Annotated in this window: 9 protein-coding genes; 8 read left to right on the top strand and 1 reads right to left on the bottom strand. The window is 36.3% G+C overall.

Annotated features, from left to right (window positions below; all coding sequences use genetic code 11):
- Positions 1 to 4: 4 nt before the first annotated feature.
- Entirely contained in the window at positions 5 to 1459 is a 1455-nt protein-coding gene (locus LPB89_RS14950) for a SusD/RagB family nutrient-binding outer membrane lipoprotein (protein WP_230702540.1), read from the top strand.
- A 182-nt stretch (positions 1460 to 1641) separates the two neighbouring features.
- Here the strand turns inward: LPB89_RS14950 and LPB89_RS14945 are convergent, their stop codons facing one another.
- Positions 1642 to 2544: a DUF6607 family protein gene (locus LPB89_RS14945; RefSeq protein ID WP_230702539.1), complete on the bottom strand. Its 903-nt coding sequence runs from the start codon at positions 2542 to 2544 to the stop codon at positions 1642 to 1644.
- 104 nt (positions 2545 to 2648) lie between these two features.
- Between LPB89_RS14945 and LPB89_RS14940 the strand changes: the two genes are divergently transcribed.
- From LPB89_RS14940 to LPB89_RS14910, 7 genes are all read left to right on the top strand, one after another.
- Entirely contained in the window at positions 2649 to 4760 is a 2112-nt protein-coding gene (locus tag LPB89_RS14940; RefSeq protein ID WP_230702538.1) for a TonB-dependent siderophore receptor, read from the top strand.
- Positions 4761 to 4777: 17 nt separating this feature from the next.
- Complete coding sequence (locus LPB89_RS14935; RefSeq protein WP_230702537.1) at positions 4778 to 5866, top strand: HmuY family protein; 1089 nt, start codon at positions 4778 to 4780, stop codon at positions 5864 to 5866.
- A 265-nt stretch (positions 5867 to 6131) separates the two neighbouring features.
- Positions 6132 to 7613: an SGNH/GDSL hydrolase family protein gene (locus LPB89_RS14930; protein WP_230702536.1), complete on the top strand. Its 1482-nt coding sequence runs from the start codon at positions 6132 to 6134 to the stop codon at positions 7611 to 7613.
- 82 nt (positions 7614 to 7695) lie between these two features.
- A complete protein-coding gene (locus LPB89_RS14925) occupies positions 7696 to 9027 on the top strand; it encodes a GDSL-type esterase/lipase family protein (RefSeq protein WP_230702535.1) in 1332 nt (443 codons plus the stop codon).
- Position 9028: 1 nt separating this feature from the next.
- The gene (locus LPB89_RS14920) at positions 9029 to 10708 is read left to right on the top strand and encodes an MBOAT family protein (protein ID WP_230702534.1); all 1680 of its coding nucleotides are present in this window, start codon (positions 9029 to 9031) and stop codon (positions 10706 to 10708) included.
- Positions 10709 to 11217: 509 nt separating this feature from the next.
- Positions 11218 to 12570 carry a signal recognition particle protein gene (gene ffh, locus LPB89_RS14915; protein ID WP_127338412.1) on the top strand — a complete coding sequence of 451 codons (1353 nt, stop codon included), beginning with the start codon at positions 11218 to 11220 and terminating at the stop codon, positions 12568 to 12570.
- Positions 12571 to 12703: 133 nt separating this feature from the next.
- Positions 12704 to 13588: a bifunctional 5,10-methylenetetrahydrofolate dehydrogenase/5,10-methenyltetrahydrofolate cyclohydrolase gene (locus LPB89_RS14910; RefSeq protein ID WP_230702533.1), complete on the top strand. Its 885-nt coding sequence runs from the start codon at positions 12704 to 12706 to the stop codon at positions 13586 to 13588.
- Positions 13589 to 13808 lie beyond the last annotated feature (220 nt).

Here is a 13808-nt window from a genome sequence, read left to right as displayed (position 1 = left end):
AAAAATGAAAAAATTAAAATACGTTATATTTTTGGCAATCTTAGCAATGAGCCTAAACTCGTGCGACAATCTCGAAGATTTAAACGAGGATACTAAAGCATATGTTACTCCTGTTCCGGAAGCTCTCATGACTTCAGCACAGGAACAATATGCTATTTTCTTAAACAATGCATCTGCCAATAGAAATAATTTCAGATTGTATGCACAGCAATGGTCAGCGATTGCTTATCCGGATGAATCCAGATATGAGATGGCGGCACGTTCATTGGGAAATGCAAACTGGCAACTGCTTTACAGAGATGTACTGAAAGACTTAATCGACGCTCAGAATAAAATTGCCGATACTCCTGTAGCAGGTACTCAGGCTATTGCTGTAAAACAAAACAAAGTTGCAATCCTTGAAATCCAGATCGTTCAGGTATTTCAAACCCTCGTGGACCTTTACGGGAATGTGCCTTATTTTGAAGCGATCAAACCGGATAACTGGCTGCCGAAATATGATGACGGACTTACCATTTACAAAGATTTGGCAACCCGTTTACCTAACGCAATAAGTAAATTAAACACGGCATATGGTAGTTTTGACGGAGCGGATTTAATTTATAAAGGAGATGTTGCTAAGTGGAAGAAATACGGAAATTCTATTCAAATTAGATTAGGAATGCAATTGTCAGATGTAGATTCAGCTCTGGCTAAAACCCTGGTTGAAACAGCTTATAACTCCGGGGCAATGACCAGCAATGCCGACAATGCTATTTTTCAATACACATCTGCTAAACCACATTTTAATCCCAACTACGAAGATTTCAAAAGCAGGGCAGATTTTGCTATATCAGGCTTTTTCGCAGATGCTTTAAATAATCTTAATGATCCCAGAAGAGATTTTTATTTTGATCCTGCTTCTAAAAAAGGAGGTGTATATGTGGGAGCACCGTATGGTTTGAAAGCTGATATTGTTACTGTTTCTTTATTCAATACGGCCTTAAAAGAAATCAATTTCAAAGGAGATCTTTTTGATTATGCAGAAACCTCTTTTTTGTTGGCAGATGCTGCTAACAGAGGGTGGGCAGTTGGTCCTGCGGGGACGCATTATACGAATGGTATTATTGCAAGTATGAAATATTGGGGTGTAGCAGATGCTGACATTACACTTTATCTGGCACAGCCTAATGTTGCTTTTGCTACTGCAACAGGAAGTAATGCTAAGGAAAGAATCGCATATCAAATGTGGATTGCTTATTACAACAGGGGATTTGAAGCCTGGACAGCATACAGGAGACTTGATTTTCCAAAACTTCAGGCACCATCTACGGCTGTGGAAGCTGCTGAGAAAAAAGTCCCTGTGAGAATGGTTTATTCCCACCTGGCTTCCTCTACAAACGGAGTGAATTACACTGCAGCTGCTGCAGCAATTGGAGGCGATAAAATGACAACCAAATTATTCTGGGATAAGTATTAGAATCCAAATAGAGTCTAATCATACAATAAACCCTTTATTCATTTTTAACTATTTTGAATTAGTAAGCTTTTAGTATAACTGATAAAGGGAAACCGTTTAAATTAATTTTTAAACGGTTTTTGTTTATAAAAAAAGCCGATAGTCCTGAAACTATCGGCTTTTTACAACTAACACAAACATTTTTATTTTACGAACTTGTCGATAATAGCATCACTTTCTGCTTTTGTAGCGTTTGGTTTTAAATCAAACAATAAAGAGTAAAGGGCTTTTCTATCCACTTTTGCTTCTAAGTTTAAGTCCTGATGTCTGTCAAAAAGGGTCTGCCATTTGTCACGGACATTTTTCCACAGCGCGTTATTTTCTTTCCACCATTTCTGACCTGCAATACATTTGATATCCGGAACTTTAGTGTAAACATCAAATCCTTTTTCTTCTGCTAATACAACGTCTTTTCCACTGTCATCCCGGATTAATTTAGCATTATCCTGTTCATGATTCCATCCGGTAGCGGTGATCTCGTGAATGTTTCTTCTTTTTAAAACATTATAGTCATTACGTTTTGTCTGCTCTCTTCTTGGGAGAGGTGCATCAGCCACGTTTGACCAGTAGTTTTCTCCGTCTACATGAACCCACGTTGAAGATCCTTCATATCTTGGACTATCGTCTACCTGAAATACTTTTTGGGTCCATTGTCCTTTTACGGCTTTTTTGTCCAGTTTTTTGTACTTCCAGGAATTGTTTTTATCAAATGCATACAAGTCTGTGTTTTCATACAGCCAGTCTTGTCTCCAGTGTTTGATAATCATATCATCACTTACGATCAATAAGTGCTGCATTACGATTTTATTAGGCGTGTCTTCCAAAAGTTCCACCCATTCTAAAGCAGATTCATGCTTTGTCTGAGAAGGTTTGTAAGTTGCCGAATCTTTAGCGTATTGAAAAGTTTCTGCAAAATTAAACTTCACTTCATAACAACCACACATCGATTTGATTGATTTAATGTCTTGTTGTTTTTTGTCCTGACTGAAACCAAGGCTACAGGTCAAAGCCATAACGGCTGAAAAATAGAGGCTTTTTGTAATCATAACTATTATTTTGGTTTTATATTTTTTGCAAATATATGCTTTTTATTTAGAACAAATAAAAATAGTTTCTATATTTGCGTCATTATTAAGATTGAATAAAAATAATGAAAATAAAATTTACCCTTTTTGCAGTTGCTCTTTTTTGCCAAATTTCTTTTGCACAACAAAAGGATACTACGACTGTAAATAAACTTTCTGAAGTGGTTGTTACCGGACAGTTTGAACCACAATCGATAAAAAAATCAGTTTTTAATGTTCGTGTGATTTCAAGTCAGGATATACAAAATTTAGCAGCAAATAATTTAGCGGATGTCTTAAATCAGTATTTAAACATTACTGTAAGACCAAGTAGTACAAGTGGAAGATCAACCGTTTCCTTATTTGGTTTAGATGCGCAGTATTTTAAAATTTTGGTGGATAATGTTCCTTTGGTCAATGAAGCAGGTTTGGGGAATAACACCGATTTATCTCAGATTAATCTTAATGATGTAGATCATATTGAAATTGTCGAGGGTTCAATGGGAGTTACCTATGGCGGGAATGCTGTTAGTGGTGTTTTAAATATTATTACAAAAAAAACATCACTATATAAATGGGGTATAAATGCTGCGGTTCAGGAAGAAACTGTTAGCGACGAGTACTCTTTATTTAAAGAAGGGAGACACATTCAGTCTTTAAGGGTTACTCATAATTTTAATAAAAACTGGTTTGTTTCAGTAGGTGCAAATCGTAATGATTTTCAGGGCTACCTGAGTGATAAAAATGGAATTGATTATAATGAAAATGATGGTACACGAGGGTATAGATGGTTGCCAAAAGATCAGTTAAATGGTACAGCATTAATTGCTTACAACAAAGATAATTTTCGTTTTTTCTATAAGTTTGAATACCTGGATGAAAACGTAGATTATTATAATAGTACTGTGCAGTCAGGTTTTAGTCCCGTTAAAGGATCTTACAGATACGCTGATGACAAAAGATATTTGACAAACAGGTATTTCCATAATTTAAATGCAACTGGTAAAATATTTTCTCAGCTCAATTATAATGTTTCTCTTTCGCATCAAAAACAACAACGTGATGTTGAGGATTTTAGATATCTTTTCGCAACTAAGGATGAGGCAAATAATGTTACGGTAAAAGACCAGTCGATGGAAGTTTTATACTCCACGGGAACATTAAGTAATTTTTTTACGGATAAGAAAGTTGATTTGCAATTGGGATATGAATTCGTAAACAATCAGGGGTATTCACTGGTTCAGGAGGCCAGTAATATTTTTGTGCCAGTTCGAAAAACGATTGAGAATTATGATTTTTTTGCTTCTTCGGAGATTATGGCAACTCAAAGATTTTCGATTAGGCCGGGATTAAGGTTTTCAGCTCAGTCAAAGTTTGAAAATCAATATGCTTCTTCAGTAGGATTGAGATATTTATTTGATAAAGGAGTTGAGGTTCGCGGCTCATACGGAAACGGATTCCGTACCCCAACGTTTGAAGAGCTATATTCCAAACTAATTTTTGATGGACATTTCTTTATAGGGAACGAAAATCTTATCCCCGAAACCAGTACTTCTTATGAAACCAGTTTTAAAAAGACAACTGTGTTTTCTTCAGGATTACAAATGTCAAATACGCTGTCCGGTAGTTATTTGGATGTAGATGACCGAATAGATATGGCACTGACAGGATTTAATACAGATACAGGTAATCCGGAATATCAATACATCAATATAAGTAAATATAAAGTCTGGAATTTTTCAACAACCAATCAATTTCGAAAAGATAATTTGGGTCTTAATTTTGGAGCTGCCATAATTGGCGTCTCACAAAAAATAGAGAATAAGATGTTTACATCGGATGATAAATTTCTTTATTCTTTTAATCTGAATGCAAGTTTTTCTTATTTCTTTCCAAAATGGAAAACTACATTTTCCGGATATTATAAATATAATGGAAAAACACAACGCTTTATAGAGGGGTCTTCTTCATTCATCTTATCAGATATTGGCCAAAGTAACTGGCTTGATATGTCAGCCCGCAAAAACTTCCTTAAAGAAAAATTTGAAGTTACCATTGGAGCCCGAAATCTTTTTGATATCACCAATGTAAATCAGACAAATACAAATCAAACGGCCGGACATGCAGCGCCGGGAGAAGTAATGCTGGCTTATGGACGGTCGTATTTTTTAAAATTAGCATATAACCTTAATCTTTAATATAAAACAGAAATACAATGAAAAAACTATTATTTTTATCAATAGCCTTAGTATCACTAGCAGCATGCTCGAGTGACGACGATAATACACCTACTGCAGAAGTACCTTCAGTAGGAGCAACTTTACAACCTTCCGTTGGAGGTCCAAATCAGCCCAATCAGATTTATCTTGATTTAAGTACGGCACAATCTAAGTCTGTAAACAGAACGGCCTGGGATTTCGGTTTTTCTTCAGGGTCAGATTTTAGAGTGATATTAAACGGATCTCTTAAAATGGCTGCTAAAAAGTTAGCTACTTCAGATATTACATTACCTCAGACAAGTGATCCGGCTGTTTTGGCTATAGGAGGTGAAAACCTTGCATCAAACGGATATGTTGATAATCCAACCGGAATTTTAGCGGGTGCAGGAGCCGGAATTGGAACTGCAATTGCTGAGATTTCAGCGACTGATGCAGATAATAAAGTTTATCTGGTAAACCTTGGATTAGCTGTTGGAACTACAAAACCAGGTCTTGGTTCGGTGAGTGTTGATGGTGAAGCCAGAGGTTGGAAAAAAGTTAGAATTTTAAGAAGTGGAAATGGATATAAAATTCAATACGCAGATTTAGCTTCAGCAACTTTTACGGAGAAAATCATTACTAAAGATGCCGCTTTCAACTTTTCATTTTTTAGCGTAGTTTCTGGAAATACTGTTTCTGTTGAGCCTGAAAAAGAAAAATGGGATCTGAATTTTACCACGTTTACCAATTACCTGAACATGGGGAATGGCGAGGTTACTTACGGTTATGCCGATTTTATTACCACAAATTTAAGAGGAGGAGCGCAGGTTTATCAGGTTTTAGTTGCTGCAGGAGGATCTTATGCCGATTTTACAAAAGCAAAAGTGGTTGAAGATAATTTTAAAGCTTCATTAACAGATCAAAGAATAATTGGAGCCAGCTGGAGAAATGGCGGTAGTGATACAACATTGCCAAGTATCAGAACAGATCGCTTTTATGTAGTTAAAGATGGAGCCGGAAATTACTACAAAGTGAAATTCCTTTCTATGCTGAATGAAGCAGGAGAGAGAGGAAATGTAACGCTTGAGTATGCGATACTAAAATAATTCACTGCGAAAATTAAAACTATAAAGATTATTTATTCTAATAAATGCGAAAGCAGAATTTCAATGAATCATTAGCTTTGTTTTTTTTATTTTTTTTTGAGAGAGGTTAGATTTATCTAGCCTCTTTTTTTGTTTTATTTTAATCGTTAAAAAAAATTATAAATTAACGTTTAGTCCTATCTTTGCGGATGTTTTTTATAGGAATTAGCAGGAATTTACAAACCGGGGTTTGACAAAACCGCTCTTCAAAATTTATAAGTACTAAGTGAATACAAAATCTTATTTTTTTCAGTCTTTTGCCATTGTAGCATTAGCATTCATAGCTTTCATCGGATTTAAACAAATCTTACCGGATAAAATTTTTCCGGAAGGTAAACTGGACTCCAAAAACATACTTATTGACAGTCTGCTCCTGGAGTCGGTTGCCAATGATTCGTTATCTCAAAAAGGAGACAGTATCTCTGAAGATGAAAAGAAGGAAGCAGGAGAAAAAATTATCTTTGATGCTTCTGAAGGAATTGAATTCCCGCCTGAAACTTTCGATAATTATAAAGGATATCAATACCTGATTTCTTTTTATGAGAAATTATATCAATTGGAGAAAAATCCACAATCTAAAGTCCGAATCGCTTACTATGGGGATTCTATGACCGACGGTGACTTAATTGTACAGGACGTCCGAATGAATTATCAGGAACGCTTTGGAGGAAACGGAGTAGGTTTTGTTTCGATAATCTCTGAATCTTCTGCTTCCAGAGGTTCCGTGAAAGCACTTTTTTCCAAAAACTGGAAAACACAATCCTACCTGAATGTAAAAAAACCAACAAGTCCTTTCGGAGTAAACGGACATGTGTTTTTTGCAAATGACAAATCAAATTCTACCTGGGTACAATACGAGGCAGGATTGACTAAATTCTCTACGACTTTAGATAATCCAACCTTATTTTATGGAAAGGCCTCTAAAAAAGGAAATGTGAATTTCATTATCGGTAAAGACACCTTGCGAAAAACCCTTTCTCCAAATAATCTGGTGAATACCCTGAAAGTGACCTCAGGAAGTATAAAATCATTCAAAGCCAATTTCATACAGGCTGATTCTATTCCGATTTATGGATTTAATTTTGATAATGGAACAGGTGTTCATGTGGATAATTTTTCACAAAGAGGAAATTCAGGACTGCCTATTTCAATGTTTAATGCAGGCGTAATGCAGGCCTTTAATCATAACCTGAAGTATGATCTGGTCATCTTACATTATGGAACCAATGTTTTAAATTACGGGACCAAAAATTATTCCTGGTACCAGAGAGGGATGAAAAAGACAGTAGCTAAAATCAAAGAATCTTTTCCGGGCGTTTCTATTCTGATTGTTTCAACAGCTGATAAATCAACGAAATACGATCTTGAAATGAAAACCGATTCGGCCGTGGTTCCTTTAATGAAAGCACAGAAGAGATACGCCCTCGATACCGAATCAGGATTTGTAAATCTGTATACCCTGATGGGTGGCGATGGGTCAATGGTAAAATGGGTAGATGAAGCTCCGGCCAGAGCCAATAAAGATTATACACACTTTAACCAGCGCGGAGCAAAGGCCATCGGAAATTTATTGTACAGTCAGTTGAATAAAGGTTACGAAGAATATAAAGTACTGCGTGAAAAACGTGAAGCAGGGGAGCGACCAAAACCTGTCAGAAAAACTAAAGCAGATTCCGTATCTGTGCTAAAAGATAGTGTAAATGAATAAACTTATTATTTTCTTTTGCTGTCTTTTATGGTCGGCAAATAGTAAAGCGCAAAAGTCCGTCTCACTTTCAACAATTAAAAACATGATTAGTAAAATCGATACCGCTACGATTGAAACTTATACTGGAAATCACATTTATAATGCTCAGGTATTAGAAAGTGTTTTTGAGAAATTAAAAGAAAATGAGAGTGGTAAGAACCGGAAAATAAATATTGTGCACATTGGTGATTCTCATATCCAGGGGGATTTAATGACCAATAAAATTAGAAAAATTTTGCAGCAGCAGTTCGGAAATGCAGGTCGCGGTTTTGTTTTTCCGTATCAACTGGCAAAAACAAACGGCTCTTATAACGAAAGGTTTTATTCGAACAAAACCTGGGAAAGTTATCGAAATATATATCCGTTCAAAAGCAAACCGGTTGGCTTGAGTGGCATTGGACTCTGGAGAGATACCGGAGGTTTTGCAGTACAGTTAAATATAAAAGATCCGGCTTATAAATTCAACTCTATTCATATTATTACGCCGCAAAATCAAGATATGTTTGATCTGGCTATATCCTCTCAGACAAATATCACGCAATCTACGGAACGAAAAGTCATAACACATAAAATAAAAAAAGGAGAAGCTATTTCTGTAATTGCTGATAAATATAATATTTCAATTGCCGAAATTAAAAAGGCAAACGGCCTGAAATCAAACAATATCAGAGCAGGAAGAACGCTGAAGATCCCTACAAATGAAACAAAACCCAAAAATATTAAAAGCTCAGAATTTGTTCCGCTAAATCTTACCTCGGATTCTTTTTCACATTATTATAATTCGGAAAAAGCATTAGACAGAATTTACCTGATCCCGAATAAAAGTGCCTCAGAATTTGAACTTAACGGATTGGTGCTCGAGAAAGATGCTCCGGGTATAACCTACAGCGGAATCGGCGTAAATGGTGCTAAATTTTCAGACTATAATAAATATCCTTTGTTTTTTGAACAATTAAAAGCCCTAAAACCTGATTTGTTGATTTTCTCCCTCGGAACAAATGAAAGTTACGACAACATGGAAGCTTCGGCATATATCAGACAATTGCGGGAATTTATAAGTAATCTTAAGGAACAAAAAATTGACGTTCCTATTATTGTGATGACACCGCCGCCTTCGCTGCACAGAAAAAGAAAACCAAATATTTACGTGAAAGAATACGCAGAACGTATTAACAGCGTTGCAGAAAAAGATGATTTTGCAGTTTGGGATTTATACGATGAATTTGGAGGCTTAAACGGAGTGAGAACATTAAGAGCAGAAGGATTAATTGGTCCGGATTTCGTTCATTATTCTAAAAAAGGATACGAAAAGCAAGGAAAACTTTTTACAGAGGCATTTTTAAGAGCATACGATAATTTTAAATCAAAAAAGTAAGTTGATAACAGGTAATAGCATAAATGACTGGTTTGTTCAGAATTTTGGAGAAATTACGATAGAACAAGCCAAAAGTTGGTTCATATATAATCCCGAAGAAAAATTATTATTCAATACAGGTTTATTCCTCGGATTGTTTCTGGTTTTCTATTTTGTTTACGCGTTTTTGCGTAAAACATTTTATTTACGATTAACATACGTTATTCTGTTTTCACTTTTCTTTTATTATAAGTCAAGCGGGATTTACTTTTTGTTGTTACTTCTTTCTTCCGTAGTCGATTATGGCCTTAGTCAGATTATCTACAGGGAAAAGAAAGACGTGGTAAAGAAAATATATCTGGTAATAAGTGTGATCCTAAATTTAGGATTACTGGGGTATTTCAAGTATATGAATTTTATGATCGTGACCTACAATGATATGTTCAATGGTCATTTCGAACTTCATAATGTTTTCCTTCCGGTCGGAATTTCGTTTTATACGTTTCAGTCGATGAGTTATATCATTGAAATTTATCGTGAAGAAATAAAGCCAACAAAAAATTACATCGAATATTTATTCTTCGTTTCCTTCTTCCCGCAATTAGTGGCAGGACCAATCGTACGTGCCAAAGATTTTCTTCCGCAGATTTATCAAAAGCTGAACCTTACGAAACAGGATGTAAATAACGCTTTGTTCCTCATTATCGGCGGATTAATAAAGAAGACGGTAATTTCAAATTACATCTCGATCAATTTCGTAGACCGTGTTTTTGATACGCCGATGAGTTATACTTCATTTGAAAATTTAATGGCCTCTTACGGATATGCCATCCAGATTTACTGTGATTTTTCAGGATATTCAGACATGGCAATCGGAATTGCTTTGTTGTTAGGATTTAAATTGCCGGCCAACTTTAGAACGCCATATAAATCAGTATCGATTACCGATTTCTGGAGAAGATGGCATATTTCGCTATCAACATGGCTAAAAGACTTTTTGTACATCTCCATCGGAGGAAACAGAGAAGGAACATTTGCCGGATATTTGTTTCCAAGTTTATTCTTCTTCGGATTATTGCTTTGGGGAATGTCGAATGTGAATGAAAGCTTTATTCCGCTGGCCATAGCAATTGGAGCAATTGGCGTTTTTTGCCTGACATTTTTACTTTCGAAGAAAAAAAATCAGACGCTTGTAACCAATTTCAACTTATTCACTACCATGCTTTTGGGAGGATTATGGCACGGAGCCGGAGCTCAATTCATTATCTGGGGAGCTTTACATGGACTGGCATTAGCCGTTCATAAAATTTTCATGGAACTTTTCCCTTCCAAAAAAGAAGGCTCTAATTTCCTTTGGAAGTTTTTCTCTATCCTGATTACATTTCACTTCGTCGTTTTCTGCTGGATCTTTTTCCGCGCCAGAGATTTCGAAACAGCCTTGCAGGTCATCAATAATATTGGTCAGTTAACTTTCGAGCCGGAACAATGGAAAGCCATAGTTTTAGGATACAAAAATGTATTCTTATTAATGTTGTTCGGATATGTTTGGCATTTCTTACCTGAAATATTCACCACAAAACTAAAATGGACTTTTGACAGGACTCCTTTATTGATTAAAGCAATCATTTTAGGTTTCGTCTATTGGATTGTGTACGCAACAGCAGTAGCAGGTTCTCAGCCGTTTATCTATTTTCAGTTCTAATTTAAAAAAGGTTCAAAGGAACAAAGGAACAAAGTTGCAAAGGTGTTTTCTCTGCGTCTTTGCGACTTTGCGTGCAAAAAAAAGCCAAGTTACAAATGCGCAAAGGTTTATACTCTTTGCTTTTTTTTGTTTCCCGCAGATTTAGCAGATTCAACAGATTTTTTCATACATAATCTAAAAAATAATCTGCCCGATCTGCTAAATCTGCGAGCAAAAAAACATAGCAAACTTTGCACAAAAGCTTTGCGTGCAAAAAAAAGTCAGTTACAAAGGCGCAAAGTTTTTATACTCTTTGCGCTTTTTTTGTTTCCCGCAGATTTAGCAGATTTAACAGATTTTTTCATACATAATCTAAAAAATAATCTGCCCGATCTGCTAAATATGCGAGAAAAAAAACATAGCGAACTTTGCGCAAAATCTTTGCGTGCCTTGCGGTTAAATGCAGCTAAATAAAAATTGCCTGAAATATCTAATTAGATTATCTTTGCACTTCAAATAAACAAAATAATATGTTTGATAATTTAAGTGATAAGTTAGATAAAGCGTTCCATATACTGAAAGGACACGGGAAAATTACAGAAGTAAACGTTGCCGATACCTTAAAAGAAGTTCGTCGTGCCTTATTAGATGCCGATGTTAACTTTAAAATTGCTAAGGATTTTACGACCAAAGTAAAAGAAAAAGCAATAGGTCAGGACGTATTAACAACGCTTCAGCCAGGTCAGCTATTAGTAAAATTAGTTAAAGATGAACTAACAGAATTAATGGGTGGAGATGTTGCAGGAATTAATCTTTCCGGGAATCCGAGCATTATTTTAATGTCAGGTTTGCAAGGTTCCGGTAAAACGACTTTCTCCGGAAAATTAGCCAACTTTTTAAAGACTAAGAAAAACAAAAAACCACTTCTTGTAGCTTGTGATATCTACCGTCCTGCGGCGATCAATCAGTTGCATGTTGTGGGAGACCAGATAGGTGTTGAGGTGTACTCAGAACCGGAAAATAAAAATCCTGTTGAAATTGCACAAAATGCAATTAAGCATGCGAAGGCAAACGGTTTTAACGTAGTTATCGTCGATACAGCCGGACGTTTGGCAGTAGACCAGGAAATGATGGACGAAATTGCCCGTGTTCATAAAGCAATTCAGCCACAGGAAACCTTGTTCGTTGTAGATGCTATGACAGGACAAGATGCCGTAAATACAGCCAAAGCCTTCAATGATATCTTAAATTTTGATGGAGTTATCCTGACAAAATTAGATGGTGATACCCGTGGTGGAGCTGCAATCTCTATCAAATCGGTTGTAAACAAACCAATCAAATTTGTCGGTACAGGAGAGAAAATGGAAGCAATTGATGTTTTCTATCCGGATCGTATGGCTGAACGTATCTTAGGTATGGGAGACGTTGTGTCCCTTGTGGAAAGAGCGCAGGAGCAATTTGACGAAGAGGAAGCCAGAAAACTTCAGAAGAAAATCGCTAAAAACGAATTTGGTTTTGATGATTTCTTAACGCAGATCCAGCAAGTGAAGAAAATGGGTAATATGAAAGATCTGGTTGGAATGATACCGGGTGCTTCAAAAGCCATGAAAGATGTTGAAATCGAAGACGATGCTTTCAAACACATTGAAGCGATCATTCATTCGATGACTCCGGTCGAAAGAAGTAAACCTTCCATAATCGATGTAAAAAGAAAAGCCAGGATCGCTAAAGGTTCCGGAACGAAAGTCGAGCAGGTAAACCAGTTAATGAAGCAGTTCGACCAAATGAGCAAGATGATGAAAATGATGCAGGGCCCGGGCGGAAAAAACCTGATGAAAATGATGGGAGGCATGAAAGGAATGCCAGGCGGAATGCCGAGATAATAAAATAAAAGTTTCAAGTTTCAGGTTTCAGGTTTTGAGACTGAAATTTGAAACTTTTTTAAATAATAAGAAATAAGAACTTTCAATTTTACAACTTGAAACTTTAAACCTGAAACATTTTAACTACAACATAATGCAACTACTAGACGGTAAAAAAACAGCTGAAGACATCAAAAACGAAATTGCAGCCGAAGTTCAATCGATTAAAGATGCCGGAGGAAAAGTGCCTCATTTGGCAGCAGTAATCGTAGGGAATAACGGAGCAAGTTTAACTTACGTGGGAAGTAAAGTAAAATCCTGCCAGCAAATTGGCTTCGATTCCACTTTAGTAGCTTTGCCTGAGGATATTACCGAAGCCGATTTATTAGATAAAATTGCAGCACTAAACGAAGACGATAATCTAGACGGATATATCGTTCAGTTACCATTGCCAAAACACATCGACGAACAAAAAATCTTACTAGCGATCGATCCGGACAAGGATGTAGACGGATTTCACCCGACCAACTTTGGGAGAATGGCGCTTGAAATGGAAAGTTTCATTCCGGCAACACCATTTGGAATTATGGAGTTGTTAGAGCGCTATAAAGTAGAAACGGCTGGAAAACATACAGTAGTTATTGGAAGAAGTCATATCGTAGGACGCCCGATGAGCATCTTAATGAGCCGTAAAGGGAATCCTGGTGATTCAACCGTTACACTGACACACAGCCGCACTAAAAACTTAGCGGAATTCACTAAAAATGCCGATATTATCATTACCGCTTTAGGAGTTCCTGAATTTTTAAAAGGTGATATGGTAAAAGACGGAGTGGTAATCATTGATGTTGGAATTACCCGCGTAGAGGATGCATCCAATTCAAAAGGGTACGTCATAAAAGGCGATGTTGATTTTGGTGAAGTAAGTAAAAAAGCATCTTTTATTACGCCTGTTCCGGGTGGAGTAGGACCAATGACCATTGCGATGTTATTGAAAAATACGCTTTTGGCACGCAAAATGAGAAGCGCGGGAAAATAAATTGCTCTAAATATATAGTAAAGCCTGTTCTATTGAACAGGTTTTTTTGCTTTATAGAACTAAAATTTCTAACACACAGAGAGGTAGAATTTAAGTTCTGTAAGGATACAAAATAGAAACCAGAATCTCTCAGCTTAACCAGCAAAGAATAAAAAAGACGAGAGTTGCGGTGGAAAAAATTGGAATTTGGAATTTTTAAATTTGGAATTTAAATAATAGT

Origin of the sequence: Flavobacterium sp. ENC (assembly GCF_020991415.1) — a bacterium.
Classification (GTDB): Bacteria; Bacteroidota; Bacteroidia; order Flavobacteriales; family Flavobacteriaceae; genus Flavobacterium.
The sequence above is the reverse complement of the archived record's forward strand: the minus strand, read 5'-3'. Positions and strand labels throughout refer to the sequence as shown.